General features: G+C 37.3%; 16 protein-coding genes. 5 read left to right on the forward strand and 11 right to left on the reverse strand.

What is annotated here, in order from left to right:
* Positions 1-20 precede the first annotated feature (20 nt).
* The 5 genes from D017_RS07540 to D017_RS07560 all read right to left on the reverse strand — a co-directional run bounded on the left by D017_RS07540 (position 21) and on the right by D017_RS07560 (position 3,930).
* Positions 21-755, reverse strand: a complete 735-nt coding sequence (locus D017_RS07540; protein WP_035335694.1) for an SDR family oxidoreductase — start codon at positions 753-755, stop codon at positions 21-23.
* Between the two features lie 71 nt (positions 756-826).
* A complete protein-coding gene (locus D017_RS07545) occupies positions 827-1,378 on the reverse strand; it encodes a carboxymuconolactone decarboxylase family protein (RefSeq protein ID WP_035335695.1) in 552 nt (183 codons plus the stop codon).
* A gap of 66 nt (positions 1,379-1,444) precedes the next feature.
* The gene (locus tag D017_RS07550; protein WP_035335697.1) at positions 1,445-2,008 is read right to left on the reverse strand and encodes a TetR/AcrR family transcriptional regulator; all 564 of its coding nucleotides are present in this window, start codon (positions 2,006-2,008) and stop codon (positions 1,445-1,447) included.
* 192 nt (positions 2,009-2,200) lie between these two features.
* Complete coding sequence (locus tag D017_RS07555; protein ID WP_035335699.1) at positions 2,201-2,761, reverse strand: hypothetical protein; 561 nt, start codon at positions 2,759-2,761, stop codon at positions 2,201-2,203.
* A gap of 146 nt (positions 2,762-2,907) precedes the next feature.
* A complete protein-coding gene (locus D017_RS07560) occupies positions 2,908-3,930 on the reverse strand; it encodes an adenosine deaminase (RefSeq protein ID WP_035335701.1) in 1,023 nt (340 codons plus the stop codon).
* A 284-nt stretch (positions 3,931-4,214) separates the two neighbouring features.
* Between D017_RS07560 and D017_RS07565 the strand changes: the two genes are divergently transcribed.
* On the forward strand, positions 4,215-5,258 hold the full coding sequence (locus D017_RS07565; RefSeq protein WP_035335703.1) for an NAD(P)/FAD-dependent oxidoreductase: 1,044 nt from the start codon (positions 4,215-4,217) through the stop codon (positions 5,256-5,258).
* 78 nt (positions 5,259-5,336) lie between these two features.
* Here the strand turns inward: D017_RS07565 and D017_RS07570 are convergent, their stop codons facing one another.
* The 4 genes from D017_RS07570 to lysS form a co-directional block, all read right to left on the reverse strand.
* Positions 5,337-6,140, reverse strand: coding sequence for a hypothetical protein (locus tag D017_RS07570; RefSeq protein WP_035335704.1), 804 nt, complete (start codon positions 6,138-6,140; stop codon positions 5,337-5,339).
* Between the two features lie 52 nt (positions 6,141-6,192).
* Positions 6,193-7,227 carry a hypothetical protein gene (locus D017_RS07575; protein WP_035335706.1) on the reverse strand — a complete coding sequence of 345 codons (1,035 nt, stop codon included), beginning with the start codon at positions 7,225-7,227 and terminating at the stop codon, positions 6,193-6,195.
* Between the two features lie 137 nt (positions 7,228-7,364).
* Complete coding sequence (locus tag D017_RS07580) at positions 7,365-8,249, reverse strand: hypothetical protein (protein WP_035335708.1); 885 nt, start codon at positions 8,247-8,249, stop codon at positions 7,365-7,367.
* Positions 8,250-8,484: 235 nt separating this feature from the next.
* Positions 8,485-10,179 carry a lysine--tRNA ligase gene (lysS, locus tag D017_RS07585; protein ID WP_035335710.1) on the reverse strand — a complete coding sequence of 565 codons (1,695 nt, stop codon included), beginning with the start codon at positions 10,177-10,179 and terminating at the stop codon, positions 8,485-8,487.
* Between the two features lie 182 nt (positions 10,180-10,361).
* Between lysS and D017_RS15175 the strand changes: the two genes are divergently transcribed.
* The 3 genes from D017_RS15175 (at position 10,362) to lipB (ending at position 12,983) form a co-directional block, all read left to right on the forward strand.
* Positions 10,362-10,520 (forward strand): YqaE/Pmp3 family membrane protein, encoded by a 159-nt coding sequence (locus D017_RS15175; RefSeq protein ID WP_013751129.1) that lies wholly within the window; start codon positions 10,362-10,364, stop codon positions 10,518-10,520.
* Positions 10,521-10,522: 2 nt separating this feature from the next.
* On the forward strand, positions 10,523-11,377 hold the full coding sequence (locus tag D017_RS07590) for a hypothetical protein (RefSeq protein WP_035335712.1): 855 nt from the start codon (positions 10,523-10,525) through the stop codon (positions 11,375-11,377).
* Between the two features lie 880 nt (positions 11,378-12,257).
* Complete coding sequence (gene lipB, locus D017_RS07595) at positions 12,258-12,983, forward strand: lipoyl(octanoyl) transferase LipB (RefSeq protein ID WP_035335714.1); 726 nt, start codon at positions 12,258-12,260, stop codon at positions 12,981-12,983.
* A 10-nt stretch (positions 12,984-12,993) separates the two neighbouring features.
* Here the strand turns inward: lipB and D017_RS07600 are convergent, their stop codons facing one another.
* Positions 12,994-15,450, reverse strand: a complete 2,457-nt coding sequence (locus D017_RS07600) for a hypothetical protein (RefSeq protein WP_035335716.1) — start codon at positions 15,448-15,450, stop codon at positions 12,994-12,996.
* Between the two features lie 93 nt (positions 15,451-15,543).
* Positions 15,544-16,182 (reverse strand): ribonuclease HII, encoded by a 639-nt coding sequence (locus D017_RS07605; protein ID WP_035335718.1) that lies wholly within the window; start codon positions 16,180-16,182, stop codon positions 15,544-15,546.
* 66 nt (positions 16,183-16,248) lie between these two features.
* Here D017_RS07605 and D017_RS07610 point away from each other — a divergent pair, with 66 nt between their 5' ends.
* Complete coding sequence (locus D017_RS07610) at positions 16,249-18,237, forward strand: putative porin (protein ID WP_035335720.1); 1,989 nt, start codon at positions 16,249-16,251, stop codon at positions 18,235-18,237.
* Positions 18,238-18,749: the final 512 nt, after the last annotated feature.

The following is an 18,749-nucleotide window of genomic DNA, read 5'->3' on the forward strand; positions in this document are numbered from 1 at the left end:
ATAAATGTTTTAATGTGAAATTACTCCGAAAAATCTGAAGTTACGATGTTGTTAGAGAAGTTCTCGTATTCTTTCTCAAACTGCTTTGCCATGTCATCTGGAAATAAGTGAAAATCTCCAGCTTTTAATGCGCTTACAATTCCTTCAGAAATTTCAGAAGTTGTAGCTCCATTTTCAAAGCCTGCCTTTTCTGCCATATCTGTATCTACTGGTCCTGGGTGTACACTTAATACATTAATTCCTCGCGGACTTAACTCTGTGCGAATTCCTTGTGTTAAAGAATACGATGCTGCTTTTGATGCAGAGTATGTAGAGAGTTGAGAGAAATTCTTGATAGAAGCAATAGAGTTCAATTGTACAAGCGCTCCTTTGTTGCTTTCTAACGTTTTCGCGAAAGCGTTTGCAACACGTACTAATCCAAAAGCATTCACCTGTAGCTGATTAAGAAAATCTTCTTCTACATCATCACTTATGATAGACTGTGGTGTACCTATACCTGCATTGTTTACTACTACATCTACATCTGTAGCGTGTTCTGCTAGTGTTTTTATTGAGGCTGTGTTTGACACATCTGCTTGTAAAGTGACTACTTTATCACCATACTTTTCTTCTAGTTCTTTTGTAGAGTTTGTATCACGTACCGCTAGATATACTTTCTTTGCTCCGTGGTCTAAAAATGACTCCACAATCGCTTTACCAATACCTCTATTTGCGCCAGTGACTAATGCTACTTTATTTTCTATTGCAATACTCATATGATCTTTTTTAAAGAAGCCTTCCTACAATATTGAGGAAGGCTTATTATTAAATAAGTTAGGGGAGTTACTTATTTTTTCTCCCAAGCAAACTTTTCAAATGCAGCATCTACAGGTGTGTTTGCGATGTGATTTGTATAGTTACTTATTACTTTTTGAGATAATCCTAAGATGATATCTAGTACTTGTCTTTCTCCATACCCAGCTGCATAAAATGCAGTAAGATCTTCTTGAGAAACGTTACCACGATTACGTGTAAGCGATAAAGTGAATGTACGTAGTGCCTCTAGTTTTGCATCTTCTAATGGAGTCTCGTTACGTAAAGCCTCGATGATTGCGTCATCTACTTTCATCATTTTTGCGATACCTGTGTGTGCTGGTACGCAGTAGTGACATGCATGCTCTACGTTAATTGTTTGCCATACTACCGTTAACTCGTCTGCGTTAAATGAAGAGTTTGTAAATAACTCATGTAGTTCTTGGTATGCTTTTAAGATTTGTGGAGACTCTGCAAGTACTCCGTGTAATCCTGGAAGCATCCCGAAAGACTTTAAAGAACCTTCTAATAATGGTTTACTCTCTTGTGGAGCACTCTCGATGTTGTGAACTTTTAATGTTGTCATAATAGCAATTTTTAATTTATGTTAATTATATCTAAACGTTCGTTTAGTTTTAAGGTAAAAAAATAGTTAGATGTTTTTAAACGTCATCTCTATGTAATCTTCAATCTCTTGTGTTGTGTTTACTCTTGACGCAGCTGCTAGGCCATGTTTGGCTAATAAAAGAAAATTTGCTTCTCGCATAATGGTTTCCTCATCTTTACTACCGTCCATTCTCAATTTTTCAATAAAAAGCTCCTTTATAGTAGTCATAAAGGAATTCATCTCTTTTTGAATCACAGCGTCTTCACTAGCTGCAAACTCGTTGTAGGTATTTGTAATTAGGCATCCGTTGCGAGAACCATCTTGATCAACGATAGTTACAGAGTCTATAAAAAACTGTTTGATATCTTGAACACCGTTTGTACCGCTAGCAAACTTCTTAATAATAGCGCCTACTTTTTCTTTGTAATAAGCTAAGCTTGCCAAAAACAGACCGTGCTTATTTCCAAAGCTCGCATAGATTGAGAATTTATTAATACCCATTTCCTTCTCTAGCATTTGCATAGAGGTAGACTCGTAGGTATTTTTCCAGAACAGATTCATAGCCTTTTCGACTACTTCACGCTCATCATAATTCTTTTTTCTAGCCACTTGTTTCTTATTACTGTACAAAACTAACCAACCGTTTAGTAATTAAAAAGCCTTTAACAATAATTTGTGTTATGCATTATTTAAAGACAAGAAATCCCCATCATATAAATGATGAGGATTGTAGGTGATAGGTAGTGATGGTGGGTAATTACGCTTTCGCGAAAGCGTAACAACAATTCTTATAATCTATGCTTATGGTTTTACCTGCTCCCAGTAATTATACAAGCCTTTCTTAAGAGGCAGGTATTTTTTAGGCATATTCTTAGCGGGCGAAAGGGTGAAGGAAATACTGTCCTTAAAGTACCAGTAATTATCTCGCAGTGCTCCAGTAGTGGTTTCAATATTCCACGCTGGGATATTAATCATAGCATAGGAGCTATCTTTTTCTACGTAGTCTATCCCAAAATCTTTAAGCTGCTCCTTAGTAACATATTTGAACTTGAGTTTAATGTCAAGTTGCTTTGCTTCTTTACGGCTCACTATCTCAGAAGTGGACCAAGCGTAGGTATCAAACTTTTCTTTTAAGGTAAGGCGCTTTTCTTGTGCTTGTGCGTTTCCTATTCTGTAGAGGGTATTTCTAATCTTTAAGCTGTCTTTCTCATTGCTCACTAGCGCAAAAACATCTTGTTGATCTACCGTTATAATTTGCTCTGTAATGTCAATGTGGACGGCAGTTTCTTCTGCGACGATGGTGCTATCGTCAACGCCAAAGAAAGTGCCAAGCGCAAAGAATATAATTTTTATTACCTCCATAGTAGTCCTATTTAAGTTGCTTCAAAAATAGCTATAAAGATTGAGTTATCAGTTGCTTAGGTGCTTCTGATTGGCGGTAAGATGTCCCTTACAGAACGATAGAAATAAGGTTGCGCTCTTGCAAAAGCGCAACCTTATTAAAATACTTAATCGATGGAAGCAAAGTATGCTTTCACCTTTGTGATGTGTGCTGCTTTCTCATCTTCGGTAAGCCAGCTTGCTTTAAAACCATTGATGGCAAGTTGCATGATGTGCTCCTTAGATAAGTTTAAGGCACTTGCTGTCTGGTAGTAGTTCTCATTCATATAACCGCCAAAGTAAGCTGGATCATCAGAGTGTATCGTCGCAAGAATCCCTTTATCTAGCATCTGCGCTACTGGGTGTTCTTCCATCTTGTCAATCACCTTAAGTGCTACGTTACTAGTAGGGCAAAGCGTTAACGGAATTTGCTCTTTTACAAGACGCTCCACAAGGGCGTCATCACTTAGGCAGCGATTACCGTGATCTATACGTACAACATTTAGTACGTCAAGCGCTTCCCAGATATAATCGGCTGGGCCTTCTTCACCGGCGTGTGCAACTAGTTTATAACCTTCTTTTGCCGAGGCTTCAAATACGTTTTTGAATTTACTAGGAGGATTTCCTTGCTCAGAAGAGTCAAGCCCTACACCATCTATCCACGCTTTATATGGCTGTGATTCTTCTAGCGTTTTAAAAGCAGCTTCCTCACTTAGGTGTCTCAAGTAAGACATGATAAGTTTATAGGTAATACCGTATTCACTTTTTGCTTTCTCAAGCGCATTGTAAATCCCGGTGATTACTGTTTTAAAAGGAACACCGCGATCTGTGTGTGTTTGTGGATCAAAGAACACCTCTACGTGTACTACGTTCTCACTATGCACCTTAGTAAGATATGCCCACGTAAGATCATAAAAATCTTGCTCGTGTAAGAGTACTTGTGCACCAGTATAGTAGATGTCTAGAAACTCCTGAAGGTTATTAAATGTATATGCCTTTTTTAATGACTCAATAGAATCATAAGCAAGGGTGATGTTATTGCGCTTTGCAATCTCAAACATCAATTCTGGCTCAAAACTACCTTCTATATGGAGGTGGAGTTCAGTTTTTGGGATGCCTTGTACAAGGGTTCTTAGGGGAGTATTATTCATTGTAGCTATTTTTTTGTGGCTACAAAGGTAGGGTTATTTGTAAGAAGTGGTTTTATGTCCCCTGAGTTGCACGTGAACTAGCCTTATGATAAGTACGCTTTCGCGAAAGCGTAACCACCCACATTGTAATATTTCGCACATGAAAAATAATCTTAAAAGTGATTGTGATGCGGAATATTTATAGTAAAATATTCTGATTATAGTGTTTGATTTTATTGAAAGATATAAAAAGAAGGAAAGCTATTCTTAATGTCTATTTTTGCAAAAAATTAGAAGGGCAACAGATGTTAGATTATGTAGTAGTAGGAGGAGCACAAGCCGGATTATCTATGGCGTACCATTTAAAAAAGATGGGGAAGAACTACGTGGTGGTAGATGGTGATAAAGAAATAGGGGCGTCGTGGTTAAACAGATGGGATTCCTTAAAACTATTTACCCCTACCGAATACAACCATCTGCCAGGTTTAAAATTTGACACTCCTAAAGGTCATTACCCAAGTAAATATGAAGTAGCAGATTATTTTAAGTCTTATGTGTCGACTTTTGAGATCCCTGTAAAACTCAATACATTAATTACTGCTATAACTAAGACAGCAAAGGGATTTACCCTCACACATAAGGATGGTGATCTTGAAGCAAAAAATGTGGTGGTTGCCACAGGTCCTTTTCACACGCCATACACACCGCCTTGTAATACTAAGATCGCAGATAGTATCACGCAGATGCACAGTAACTATTACAAAAGACTGGATCAATTACAAGAGGGCGATGCGCTCGTAGTAGGTGGAGGAGATTCTGGATATCAAATCTTAAACGAACTCTCAAAAGATGGCCGCATGAAGGTCTTTTTCTCTGGGGATACTACGGTAAAATCATTGCCGCAGCATATTTTGGGCAAGTCATTATGGTGGTGGTTTACTGTCACAGGTTTTCTAAGTTTTAATAAATATAGCTGGATGGGTAAGAGGATAAGCTCATTTACTCAGCCCGTTATAGGCACAGATGTAAAAGAAATTCTTTCTAGAGAAAACGTCATTATATGCGGCAGAACTAAAGATGCCATGCATGAGGAAATCATCTTCGAAAACAAGAAAGTAGCTAGTATTAAGAATATTATTTGGGCAACGGGATATCGTCCTAATTTTCAATGGATAGAGGGCTTAGAGCTTGACGCAGATAGTTATCCAAAAAACCGCAGAGGAGTAAGTAACATAGACGGTCTGTACTTCTTAGGCCTACCGTGGATGTACACTCGCGGATCTGCAACCTTAGGCGGAGTGTCTAAGGATGCGCTTTATCTTGCAGACTTAATTGATGCAAAGGGGTAACTAGCTTAACTCCGTTTATCGCAATGCAACAATTAGTAGATAGCTACTAATAACGCTTTCGCGAAAACAGCTCTTATATCATTCCTTCTCAGGAATCAAATCACCGTTAGTGTCATAACGTTTTATATTTATGCGGTTTCCTTTGTTGTCATAGGTAACCATCATTTGTAATGTACCATCTTTGTAGAAAGATTTCCAGGCGCCTTTTTTCTTAAAGTAATCGATGCCTGCATATTCACCTTGCTCCTTGACACTGCCGTTCTTGTAGAAAGAAGTGTACACGCCTTTCTTGTTACCTAGCGCATCAAATTCTTGAGAGGTAAATAGCGTTCCATCTTCATAATAAATGTTGAGGTTGCCGGTAAAGTCACCTTTATCTGTATAGGTAGCATCTAGTCTCAAGTTGCCATTGTTGTGATATTCTGTATTGCTAATAATCACACCTTCGCTGCTATAAGTGGTTTTTGATTTGAGTTGGCCATTTTCCCAATATCCCATCCAACTGCCAACACTTCGATTCTCCTTATAAGCTCCTTTAGATCTTAGTTGGCCATTACTGTAATAATCCTCGTAGGGGCCATCCATACTATAGAAACCTTCACTCGCATAAGAACCTTTAGTTTGCAACTGCCCGTTGCGGTAATACATTTCAAAAGGGCCTACTGGATTATCTGAACCATTAAAAGTGAGCTTAGTATCTATCGCTCCATCCTTTCTATAATAAACCCACTCACCCGTAGGAAAGCCAGCAGCATTTTTAAGCCCTACACTTTTTTTCTCACCCGTGTTGAAATACTCAACTACTTGGTTTTCTTGAGCGCTGGTGATGTGGGTGCTTAGTAGTAGGAGGAAGATGATGAGGTATGAGTAAGGTGGGCGCATTGACACGTGTTGTTTTTTTATCTGAATAGTATGTTGATAACGATACTCGCTTCTAAATTAGTTCCTTAAGATATAAATCTAATGAGTGCAAAAGTTTATCAGGAGTTAATTTGTCTTTTGGAGTACTTCCAATTTTATGTGAAATATATTTGTCATTCTTGAGTTCTGAAATTATATTCGCTCTGCTATTTCCCTTTCCACTATGGTGAAATATCTGACCAGTAATAATCATTTCATATTTACTTTGGCCAATGATTAAGCTCTTTAAAATATTCGTTTTTTCTAGTTTTGAGTTGTTATAAAAATCAACATTCCATTCGTTTATGCCCAATCCTATTTTTTCAAAAAAGTGGGTTAATTCTTTCCTAATAATTGCTTGATCAGATACTTCACCAAGAACACAAAAGTAAAATGGTTTCTTTATATTGGGATAAATTATTTCTTCATTTCTTTCGTTTGGGTTGAATTGAGACAGTAATTGAATGTTTTTTTTACCTCGTTCTAATTCTAATTCTCTTTCTTGAATTTCAAGATCTTTATATTCAATTAAAAAATCTCTATCTTCAATTTCAAATAATAATTGTTTAACCTTTTTATTTAGTTTGTCTTTCTCACTATTTATTTCTAAAAATTTGAATATATCAACTAAAGTTTCTTGAATATCTTCTAAATCTGAATACTTTCTTGTTAATATCACGAATCCATCAATTTCAAATTCGTCACCAATTTTTATTCCTCCACCTGAACTTCCTAAGTTAATTGTTTGCCCTATTCTCAATTCAAGTCCAATTGTTTTTCTAAGGAGTTCGAATAAATTAATTTGATCTTTTTTATTAGACTTTGTTGGGTACGGTAACTCTTTAAGAAAATCAACCACGTTTTTTTGAATATCTCTAACTTCAAAATTATTAATATCCTCAAGAGAATATCTTCTAAGTATTACAAAACCATCGTCACAAGAATATAAAAGTCTTTCGATGTTGAAATTAGAGTTTTTACTAAAATGAGAATTAACAAAGTTTTCTTCAATTTTACTTAATGTGTTAAATTTTCTTTGGAAAATTTCTTTTGTCGAGGGTAATTTCATTATTTGAATATATTTTTTATTGCTTGGAGAATAGTGGCTTAGAATTTGAAAATGGGCACATAATAATAAGGCATTCTCCACTTAGTATTATTCCTTCTAAATTTATTTTGCAATTTCTATTGATAAACTATTCTTCATTAAGGTTTCAACAAGTCAATTTTTTTTATCAAAAATGCAAGTTTACCTCTATTTTTATTGTCTAATCTGAAAAAGTATTCGTCCTTAAAGTCAAATTTTTTATTATGAGAATGTGCAAGCCACATTTTGAAAAGAAGAGTTTCACTACTTGATAAATTTCCTATTTGAGAAGTTTCAGTTTTCATCGCGCCAATTCTATCCTGATCTTCAAATAGATTAAATTCATTCTCAAAATCCATTATTGGTGTTGTGAAGATATAATTGAAAAGATTTTTTGTGGCATTTATCTTAGTGAAGGTTTTATATTTATCTTCTAAGGCGACTTTAAATTTATTTAAAATGTTTCTAAGCACGACTATTGATTCAAAAAGATAGTTTTGACTAATAGTCAACCTGTCACCACTGTTTCGTTTATTTGGTCCAGCAGTCTCATCATAAATTGAATTAACTATTAAGTTATTGTGAATAAGTAAATTTCTTGTGGCTTTCAACTCTAACAGGCGATCTATTTCATCTTTAGATACTAAGTTGCTATTAATACCAGTTTTACTTGCAAAGTATTCTAAGATGTCCGATATATTTTTATAGCTCACTCCATTAACTTTATTTTCAATAGCATGATTGAGAGGAATTCCATTAATTAGCTGATCCTTATTTATAACTTCTGTTTTTAGATCTAATTTATCTGGGATGTGTAAAAATAAAGTTCTAAGTGTATCGATTAAAGCATGTTCAAACGATGATACACCAAGGGCGAATAACCCTTCTAAAATTATAGAATCAGAATTATTTATCTTTCTTTTTCTTATTTTTTCAATCCTCGTTAAAGCTTGTTCGATAGGATTCAATAATTCTTCTCTTAATAGTAAAATTGGTTTATTCATTCAGTTTCTAATTGCGGATTATAGGTTTATTTCCTAATCCACTAAAATACAACTTCTTAATATCCAATATTTGAGGCTAGCCACATTTGATAAAAATTATATTAACAATCGGTTTAATAGAAGCATCGAGCGAACCAATTCAAATTTTCGCGAAAGCGCATAAAAAAATCCCCACTTAAAAAGCAGAGATTTGATAGTCGGTTTTTAGGTTGTCTTTTAAAGTAAGACGGTGGGGTTAGTCTGCAATGGTTACAAACAAACCTTCGTCTGTTTTAGAAACTTTGGCAGCGCCTAGTTTGGTAAGTCCTTTAAGACCTTTATCCCATCCTTTATTACTTAAACCTGCTGCCGTTTTAAGTGCGCCAAGTTCTTGTGGGCTTTCCTTTTTAAGGAGGTCGTAAATTGCTTTTTCGTTCTCGTTAAGATCAAGTGCCTTCTTTTCTGGTTTCATCTGCGGGAAGAACAGTACTTCTTGTATAGACTGGTTATTAGTCAAGAACATAATCAAACGGTCCATCCCAATTCCCATTCCTGAGGTAGGAGGCATCCCGTATTCTAATGAACGCAAGAAGTCATAATCTATAGATGCTGTTGCCTCGTCATCACCACGCTTTGCAAGTTCTAGCTGTGCCTCAAAACGCTCACGCTGGTCGATAGGATCGTTAAGCTCTGAGTATGCATTTGCAATCTCTTTACCACAAACCATCAACTCAAAACGTTCTGTAAGTTCTGGGTTATCACGGTGCTCTTTACATAGTGGGCTCATCTCTTTAGGGTAGTCTGTGATGTAGGTAGGCTGTATGTAGTTGCCCTCACACTTCTCACCAAAAATCTCATCGATGAGTTTTCCTTTACCCATAGTCTCATCTACCTCGATACCCATGCCTTGTGCGGCAGTGCGTATCTCATCTTCTGTTTTATCAAGAATATCAAATCCTGTAAAGTGCTTGATACTATCTGCCATGGTTACTCTAGCATACGGAGCTTTAAAATCTACTTCGTGCTCACCAAAGGTTGCCTTTGTAGTTCCGTTTACAGCCATCGCACAGTGTTCTAGTAACTGCTCACAAAACTCCATCATCCAGTTGTAGTCTTTATAAGCTACATAGATTTCCATTGCGGTAAACTCTGGATTGTGCGTGCGGTCCATCCCTTCATTACGGAAGTTCTTTGAGAATTCATACACTCCTTCAAATCCGCCAACAATGAGACGCTTTAAGTACAGCTCATTTGCAATACGCATATATAATGGCATGTCTAGTGAGTTGTGGTGCGTCACAAATGGTCGTGCTGCAGCTCCTCCAGCAATAGGCTGTAGGATAGGAGTCTCTACTTCAAAATATCCTGCGTCGTTAAAGAAGTTACGCATCGCATTAAAAAGCTTGGTGCGTTTTACAAATACTTCTTTTACGTGTGGGTTTACAGCAAGATCTGCATAACGCTGGCGGTAACGCATTTCTGGATCTATAAACTCATCATAGGTGTTACCCTCTGCATCTGTTTTAGGTAATGGTAATGGTTTAAGTGCTTTACTTAATAACGTGAAGCCAGTAAGTGATACCGTAATCTCACCTACTTGTGTAGTGAATAACGTTCCTTCTACACCAATGAAATCACCTAAGTCAAGAAGCTTTTTAAATACCTCATTATAATGAGACTTATCTTCTCCTGGGCAAATCTCGTCACGGTTAAAGTATAGTTGTATGCGACCTTCACCATCTTGGATCTCTCCAAAAGATGCAGAACCTTGAATCTTCTTTCGCATCAAGCGACCTGCCATTACTACCTTCTCGCCCTCTTTATAGTCTGCGATTGCTTTCTTAGAGCTATGAGTAACGTGGTATTGTGCTGCTGGATAAGGATTGATTCCTATTTCGCGCAAGCGGGATAATTTTTGACGGCGTACTTGTTCTTGTTCTGACAGTTGCATACAGTAATAATTCTTTTATATTTTTTGCAAATAAGCGCTACGCATAAATAGCGGTAGAGCGGCGCAAAGATAGTGATAGCCCGCTCAGAAATCAACATTGTAACAATCTGAAAATTATGTCGTCTTATTAAGTACATCAATCAACCTTTCCAACCGAAGGATAGGATCAAAAAACTTCACTTATGAGTATCTGGCGCGTCTTACTTGCCATCTTTTTTCCACCACTAGCTGTAATAGGCAAAGGATGTGGGTCTGTATTAATAGTTTTCTTACTTTGGCTCTGTGGCTGGGTGCCTGGCGTAATTGCAGCACTCGTAATATTAAATAATCCAAAAAAATAGGAATGAGTAAAAAGGTTTATGGACTGCTAGTAGTGCTCTTAGTGTTACTGGTGAGTTGTAGTATGCATGAGCGTATTGTGTTTAATGAAGACATGGGAGGTCGTTATGAGTCTAAGTTTGACCTATCACAAATCATGGCAATCGCTGCTCAAAGTGGAGCAAGTAATCCAGAAAAGAAAAAGGAAAAAATGGACACCACGATGGTGTTTAATGACTTTCTAGAAATCTACAAGGATAGCATCGCCACATTACCAGCTGCACAGCAGGAGAACGTGAAAGCACTTAAAGACTTTGCTATGAATATGAACATAGACGAGGAGAATGGGGTGATGGTACTTACTGTCATAAAAGACTTCAAAGAGTTTAAGGAGATAGAGCGCATCGCATATGATGTAGATAAAGTATTTGAAAGCGCAAAGAAAACCACACCAGGCGGAGAGCAAGCGACTAGTAGCCCAACAAGTAGTATGCTGAATACAAACAAGGTAATCTATACTTTTATAGATAACACCTTTAGAAGAACAGACCCTAAAGCGCTATCAAGACACCTAGAAGGCAGCAGCGAATTATCTGAAAAGACAAGGCAAGACGTAGAGGATGCCGTCTTTAAAGATGAGAATGGAGAAGTGGAAAACAATATGATGAAAGATATGGTACTAGGGATGGATGAAGTACTAGATCAATCTACTATGCAACTAGAATACGTATTCCCAAGAAAAGTAATCTCCGTATCTCAAGAAGGCGCAATAATCTCAGAAGATGGTAAAACAGTAACCTTCTCCATAGACTATAAAACCCTACTAGAAGGAACAGACAAAACCTTAGAAAACTTTGAGGTGGTTCTTGAGGATAAATAAGTCACGATAATTATTATAAAGACCTTCTACTATATGGTAGGAGGTTTTTTTGTTTTTAGAACTCGCGAACATCTCCCCAACCCCTCTTCGAAGAGGGGCTTTCAATTTTTGCAACTTCGTTGCGATTCTCATTTGAGTGTTCCCCTCTTTGAAGAGGGGCTAGGGGAGATGTTTCATAAGAGTATTCACATACACCTAATAAGACTAGTGCAGGTTTTTCTAAACAGATTTTATTGAACAAAGATTTTTCCTCCCTTTAGGGTTGGGGAAAAGAAAAATCTAAGCACTATTAAAAAAGCTTTTCCCATTCCTAAAGGGTGACTTTTTTCACAAGAGTGTTCCTCTCTTCGAAGAGGAGCTTTCATTTGTGAAACTTCGTTGCAATCTTCATGTGAGTGTTCCCCTCTTTGAAGAGGGGCTAGGGGAGATGTTTCACAAGAGTAATCACGCACACCTACGAAAGCTAGAGTAGATTTTTAGAATCAGTTCCTGTCAAATAAAGATTTTTCCACCCTTCAGGGTCGGGGAAGAGAAAAATCTGAGCACTACTAAAGAAGTTTCCCCAATCCTAAAGGGATTTTTCCACAACTCGCGAACATCTCCCCAACCCCTCTTCGAAGAGGGGCTTCATTTTTTGCAACTTCGTTGCAATTCCCACAAGAGTGTTCCCCTCTTTGAAGAGGGGCTAGGGGAGATGTTTCACAAGAGTACTCACACACACCTACGAAAGCTAGAGTAGATTTTTACAATCAGCTCTTGTCAAATAAAGATTTTTCCACCCTCCAGGGCGGGGAAAAGAAAAATCGTTGTATTCACTTCTTAAGAAAAAGGGATTTTTAAAAGTTGAGATATTTTTTATGTTTCTGCGTACCTTTGCGCCGTGAATAAAAATATCATTTTACAGGACCTCGGAAATCGAGATTATAAGGAAACTTGGGACTATCAAGAGACGCTTTTTAAGAAAACGGTGGATATGAAAATCGCCAACCGTAGACAAAACGCCGGACTGGTAACTCCTAACCATTTCTTGTTTGTAGAGCATCCGCATGTGTTTACTTTAGGGAAGAGTGGTAATCTTTCTAATTTGCTTGTTAGCGAAAAGGAGCTTGCCGAGAAAAAAGCTAGTTTTTATAAAATTAACCGCGGCGGAGATATCACCTATCACGGTCCCGGACAAATAGTAGGATATCCTATTCTTGATCTTGATAGCTTTTTTAGAGACATTCATAAGTACCTGAGATTGCTAGAAGAGATGGTGATTCTCACCCTAGCCGAATACGGGCTAAAAGCCGAACGCTCTCCTGGAGAAACGGGTGTGTGGTTTGATGTAGGAACTCCGTTTGCACGTAAGATTTGTGCTATGGGTGTACGCGCTAGCCGCTGGGTAACCATGCACGGATTTGCATTAAACGTAAATGCAGACTTAGGCTACTTTGATCTGATGATTCCTTGTGGGATAAAAGACAAAGCAGTGACCTCTCTTAATGTAGAGCTAGGAAAGGCAAGGGTAGATGAGGCAGAGGTAAAAGAGAAATTACTTAAACACTTTACAGCGCTCTTTGAAGCCAACTTTATAACTCCAGAAGCGGGCGCAGAATATATATAAGGACGACGCGCTAGTTAATCTTATAAATCAATACCGAGTTACTACCTCCCTGATTTACAAAACCTAGAGACTTGTTGCTTTGTAAAAAGCCAACATCGGCCGTAGAAGTTCCATAGATAGGGAAATTAGGTAGTAATACGCCTTTATTGTCATAGATATAGACTTCACTAGATTCTGTATTGGTGATAGCAATGTATTGTGATTTTCCAGTGCTTGAGATACTAGGTGAAGTATAGGTGCCAAAGGCAATCTCTCTCTTCTTACCATTTACCACAAGTTTGTTTTCTCTCAAACCTACTTTCAGTTTATTCTCAATAGCGATTTTTGAATCCGATTGAAAATCTGAAATACTTTGAGTAAGCTTCCCAGAAGTGTTGATACTTATTTTCTCACCATTAACTGTAAAGGTTTCAAAGTTGTTGCCATACTTATAAATAGGAGTATCACCAAAGTTGATTTTTTCTTTAACGTCAATTCGCGTTTTTCCTGTGCGATTTAAGATGTGCAGCTTCCCGCTGTTCTCGGCAATCGTGATATAGTCTTTGTTACCTATGCGCATATGTGCTGGAGGATATAAAATTGCACTTCCTGCTTCTCTAAAGGTAAAGCCAGAAACAGCCTTAGCATTTTTGTCATACATCAGTACTTTATCGTTTTGTACGATGACAAAACGGTAATTACTGTTATTGTCATAGTCGAAGATAGAAAGCGGTTGCGTGATGTTGTCTTTAAAAGAAAGCGGGTAAGGAGATACTTCTTTACCATTACGATCCAAAACATAAAATGAAGATGGTGTGGTAAAAGCAAGCTGTAACCTACCATTACGATATAAATCTATCTGCTGCACCTCACCTAGTATTTGACCATCTAGATCTTTTTGCCACAGTACTTTTCCTGCATTACTTATTAGGTATAGCGTGTTGTTTATGTCTTGCACCACTACATCCTGCCCATTAGTACGATGATTTGTTACTAGCTGCGGCGTCATTGTGATGTCTGCGCTTAGTTTTACATTGGCAATTTGAGCAATATTTGCATCTGTAGTAGCTTCGTCGTTCTTGAGAATCGCCATATTTAATAGCAAATAGTCCTTTTCTTGTATGAGTTGTAGTGCGCTGTAATCATAACCATCTAGAGTAATATCCTTTAAAACTTTTTGACCGTCTTTTGATGCTAGTTGTTTATATGCGTTACTGCCCAGACTAGAAATATGTAAATAACTAGACGCTCGACTTAATGTGCTCTCCGTGTTCTGGAAGGTAGCGCTGTTAGATAAGGTTGCTTTATTTTGATAGTTGGCAATCACAGTTTCTAGCGCTTCTTGATTTTCGGCAAAAAGATAGAAGTCATCTATCGATGCGTATAAAGTAGGAGATGAGAGGTTGAGTAGCGGTGAGTACGCTTTCGCGAAAGCAGACCCCATATTAATCTCATAGATAGAAACCTTTCTAAATTCGGTTTTTTCTGAAGCGCTCGCGAGTTCATTGCCAGTAACCGTAATATCTGTAGAAACTCCCACTATTACTTTTCCTTTAGGCAGATGAATCATTCCTACCTCTGAGAAACTAGCAAAAAGATCTTCACGTGCAAGCGTGTATTTAGAGAGGTCTAGTTTTAAAAAATCTGCTTTACTAGATTTAAACTGCTGCCAGTCGTCATAGGTGATAGCTTCTACAGCAATCGCAGCCGTAGGAGTAATAGATGCAATTCTATTCACTACCGGTTGTGTGTTCTTAAGTAAACTTAATCTCTGTGATGTGGAGTCTTGTACCAGTGCAACACCATTTAGTCTGATGTCATTATTATCCAAGTCAACATCTGCCGCAGTCCAAGAGAACGAATTTTTGAGCGCATTTGCTGTTGCATTAGGAAATAGACTTTTATACAAGCTAGCACCTTCTGATCCTCTTATAAATATTGAAGCCGTAGCGCTATTGCTAGATGAGGTGTATGCTTTTTCAAAAAGGTTATCTTCATAGATGTCTGTATTATCCTCTCTCAATACATTTTCTAACAGAATTTTTGATGTACTAGCAATGAGCACATCCTTATATATAAGATAATGTGCAGTTCCGCCTAATGTTTTAATAGTTGGGTCCTTAAGTGCTGCTTCTTTCATTAGTAATGAGTCTCCTTTAAAAAGAGAAGCATGTGCTTTTGTAATCATACTAATGTCATAGTCATTACGACCTAGTTTTGTATAGCATAATAAGGTCTCGCCATCTGGCTGTATATCTTTAAACAATGTCTGTCCTTTAACTAGGGTTTTATAAAGAGCCGTAGGAGTTAGCTCTTGTATAAGATCATTATTTACTAGTGCACTTTTAAAATCCTTAAAGTCATTAGTCTTTATGACAACCGCCGCTTTGCGAGGTATATATTTAGTAAGAGAAGATGATGCCTTTGGTGTAGTGTCGCAACTAGCGAGAAGAACAAGGCTAAGGAGTATGTAAAAGAAAGATTTCATATGTGCGCTTAAGGTGGGTTCAAAAATACAACCTCAGTCTTGAGAACTTCTAGAGAACCTCATATTGTTATTGACTACTTTTTAAACAAGGAATTAGCTGTTATTCTTAAACGTAAAATCGAGTTCGTATTGTTCTGGAAGTAATTTAAAGCTCTTGCGATGATACTTTGTAATACCATATTTACGTATTGCCTCTCGATGTTCCTTGGTAGGGTAACCCTTGTTTTTTTTCCAATTGTACATAGGGAACTCTTCGTGTATGAGATTCATATACTCATCACGAGCAGTTTTAGCAATAATAGAGGCAGCAGCAATAGGCAAGTATTTTCCATCGCCTTTTATAACAGTGGTGTGGTCAATCTTAGGAAAAGGTTTAAACCGATTGCCGTCTACAAGAATGTGTTGTGGTTTTTTTTGCTTTCGCGAAAGCGTACCTATCATACTTTCAATACTGCGGTGCATTCCTAAGATGGAAGCATTAAGGATATTAATATCGTCTATCTCACTCATCATTACATGAGCAAATCCATAAGCAATTGCTTCTTCTTCTATAATAGGTTTGAGTAATTCACGTTTCTTCTCTGTGAGAAGTTTAGAATCTGTAAGTATCTCGTTAATGAAGTCATCTGGAAGCATTACGGCAGCAGCAGTAACAGGGCCTGCGAGGCAGCCACGGCCAGCTTCGTCCGTGCCACATTCTATGAGATGAGTATGATATTTGAGTTTAAGCATCTTTGTGGAGCGGAAAATACGAGGTTCGAGGATAAAAATGTAATTTTGACGCTATAATTTTTTTGTATGAGAGGAGTTTTGATTTTATTATTTTGCTTGATGCAAACCATGCTTTTTGCTCAAATTTCTCGGATCCCTACCAGAGGGTCATCTACAGGTATTATACAGCAAGACGATAACAATGACCCTCTTAATGCCAGAGAGGTTTCTTCTACTAACATCAAGAAGTTTGAAAGACCACCCGTTGAGGATTATAAAATCATATCAATAACTAGAGATACTACATACGTAGATACTACACTTAATATAAAGAAGGATTACAAATTTAATTACCTGCGTAAAGATAGATATGGCTTATTACCATTTGCAAACACAGGGCAAACTAATAACACGCTCATCTATAACTTTAATAATAGACGTACTACACCAGGATACATAGCGCAGGCTAGACATTTTGCATATATGGAGGTAGAAGATATTAATTACTACCATCTGCCTACACCGCTTACAGAATTGTTTTACAGAAGCGCCTTTGAGCAAGGGCAGCAACTAGATGCATTTTTTACCTTAAATATACACCCACGACTTAACATGTCTATTGCTTATAAAGGAGTGCGTAGCTTAGGTAAATATCAAAATGCCTTAACAAGTTCTGGTAATTTTAGATTTGCTGGTAGCTACCGTACTAAAAATGATAGGTATCATATAAGAGCGCACTGGGTTGCACAAGATTTATTAAATCAAGAAAATGGCGGACTTACAGAGCAAGGTGTAGAGCAGTTTAATAGTGGTGAAGAAGACTTTAGTGATAGGTCAAGATTACCTGTGAACTTTGAGGATGCAGAAAATATACTCGACGGCACACGTATATATGTGAACCATCATTATAACCTTGTCCAGAAAAAAGATAGCCTCAAGGATTATAGTCTTAGGGTAGGGCATATTTTTAATAGTGAGAATAAGTTTTATACCTATAGACAAGATGCGGCAAATGCAATTTTTGGTGAGGCGTTTAGTCAGACTAGTTTTTCAGATAGAACAGATCACGAAGAAACCTATAATGAGATCAATGCTGTTTATGAAGATAAAAAGCTAGGGCAACTTAAGTTTCAAGCAAATGCCTTGTACTATGATTATGGGTATAACGCAGTGCTTATTCAAGATGCAGATGGGGATGGTGTTTCTGAGCGTGTACCTAATAGATTGCAGGGAACAAATATTGCTGTAGGTGGAGCTTACAAAAATAGGATTGGAGGATTTGATATAGAAGGAGAGGCGCAGGTAAATGTGGTAGGTGACTTTGATGGTTACAATATATATGGAGAAGCGGGATATTCGATAGCAGATGATAAGCGATTCTCTGTGAGTATTCTTAGTAACGCTAGACAAGCTAGTTTTAATCACCTACTGTTTCAAAGCAATTACTTAAACTATAATTGGTCTAATCAAGACAACTATGCTACGGTAAAAACAAATACGCTAGCAGCACAACTAGATGCAAAGAGTCTCGTAAATCTCGAGGCGTCTGCATCTACTATAAAGGACTACGCATATTTTGGACTTGGGGAAGACGGGCTTGTAGAGTCCCGTCAATCTGGAGAAGCGGTAAATCATTTAAAGATTAGTGCAAATAGAGATGTCAAGTTTGGTAAATTCAACCTTGATCTCACGGCCACCTATCAAAATATAACAGGAGCAGAGGGTGTGCTCAATGTTCCAGATGTAGTAGGTAGAGGTAGTTTTTACTTTACAGACCGTCTCTTTAAGAAAGCATTGTTTCTTCAGACGGGTATCACAGCAAACTACTTTACTAAGTATAACCTCAATGGCTATGATCCTATCTTAGCCGAATTTTATGTGCAAAACACAGAGGAGCTAGGTAACTTCCCATTGTTGGACTTCTTTATTAATATGAAAGTCCGCCAAACACGAATCTTTTTAAAAGCGGAGCATTTCAACAGTAGTTTTACAGGAAGCGACTTTTACAGTGCCCCTGGATACCCATATAGAGACTTTAATATACGTTTTGGTATCGTATGGAACTTCTTCTTGTAGATGGTTTACGCTTTCGCGAAAATATCTAGGGTGGTTTTTGCAGCTATTTGATGGTTGCTGAGGTTAGATGTGCTAGTTTTTCTGAATTTATAGGGTACAAGATAAGGTTCCTTTAGGTTGGTTGATGTGTCAATCAAATTATTTTAAAAGCTACTTCTTGTATTTACAGTGAGTTGCATATTTCCTTAAAATTTTCTCAAGAATATTATTGTTAGATTAGAACTTCGGTGTATCTTTGCCACCCGCTTCACGGTAAGCGTTTGTTCTTTTAAATGGCTTTAAAAAGTTTGTTTTTATTTCTTCAAATTATTTTTCAAAAGATAGTTTGTGATTAGGAAAAAGGTTGTAGTTTTGCAGCCGCTAACAAATGGAGGTTATTTGGGAGTTATGTTCATTGCAACTGTTACTTGGTTTTAGAGGTTGAAAATTAAATTTCAATTATTTTTAAGATTAAGTTGTGAGTTTAAAAAACAGTTGTATATTTGCACCCGCTTAGAGAAACAGTAACATAT

It is taken from the genome of Dokdonia sp. PRO95 (assembly GCF_000355805.1).
In the GTDB taxonomy this organism is placed as follows: Bacteria; Bacteroidota; Bacteroidia; order Flavobacteriales; family Flavobacteriaceae; genus Dokdonia.

Bases quoted from the DNA above. Each gene is read 5' to 3' on its own strand.
- D017_RS07545 (WP_035335695.1), bottom strand. From the start codon at position 1,378: ATGACAACATTAAAAGTTCACAACATCGAGAGTGCTCCACAAGAGAGT.
- D017_RS07540 (WP_035335694.1), bottom strand. From the start codon at position 755: ATGAGTATTGCAATAGAAAATAAAGTAGCATTAGTCACTGGCGCAAAT.
- D017_RS07555 (WP_035335699.1), bottom strand. From the start codon at position 2,761: ATGGAGGTAATAAAAATTATATTCTTTGCGCTTGGCACTTTCTTTGGC.
- D017_RS07580 (WP_035335708.1), bottom strand. From the start codon at position 8,249: ATGAATAAACCAATTTTACTATTAAGAGAAGAATTATTGAATCCTATC.
- lysS (WP_035335710.1), bottom strand. From the start codon at position 10,179: ATGCAACTGTCAGAACAAGAACAAGTACGCCGTCAAAAATTATCCCGC.
- D017_RS07560 (WP_035335701.1), bottom strand. From the start codon at position 3,930: ATGAATAATACTCCCCTAAGAACCCTTGTACAAGGCATCCCAAAAACT.
- D017_RS15175 (WP_013751129.1), top strand. From the start codon at position 10,362: ATGAGTATCTGGCGCGTCTTACTTGCCATCTTTTTTCCACCACTAGCT.
- D017_RS07565 (WP_035335703.1), top strand. From the start codon at position 4,215: ATGTTAGATTATGTAGTAGTAGGAGGAGCACAAGCCGGATTATCTATG.
- D017_RS07600 (WP_035335716.1), bottom strand. From the start codon at position 15,450: ATGAAATCTTTCTTTTACATACTCCTTAGCCTTGTTCTTCTCGCTAGT.
- D017_RS07590 (WP_035335712.1), top strand. From the start codon at position 10,523: ATGAGTAAAAAGGTTTATGGACTGCTAGTAGTGCTCTTAGTGTTACTG.
- D017_RS07605 (WP_035335718.1), bottom strand. From the start codon at position 16,182: ATGCTTAAACTCAAATATCATACTCATCTCATAGAATGTGGCACGGAC.
- D017_RS07570 (WP_035335704.1), bottom strand. From the start codon at position 6,140: ATGCGCCCACCTTACTCATACCTCATCATCTTCCTCCTACTACTAAGC.
- D017_RS07610 (WP_035335720.1), top strand. From the start codon at position 16,249: ATGAGAGGAGTTTTGATTTTATTATTTTGCTTGATGCAAACCATGCTT.
- D017_RS07575 (WP_035335706.1), bottom strand. From the start codon at position 7,227: ATGAAATTACCCTCGACAAAAGAAATTTTCCAAAGAAAATTTAACACA.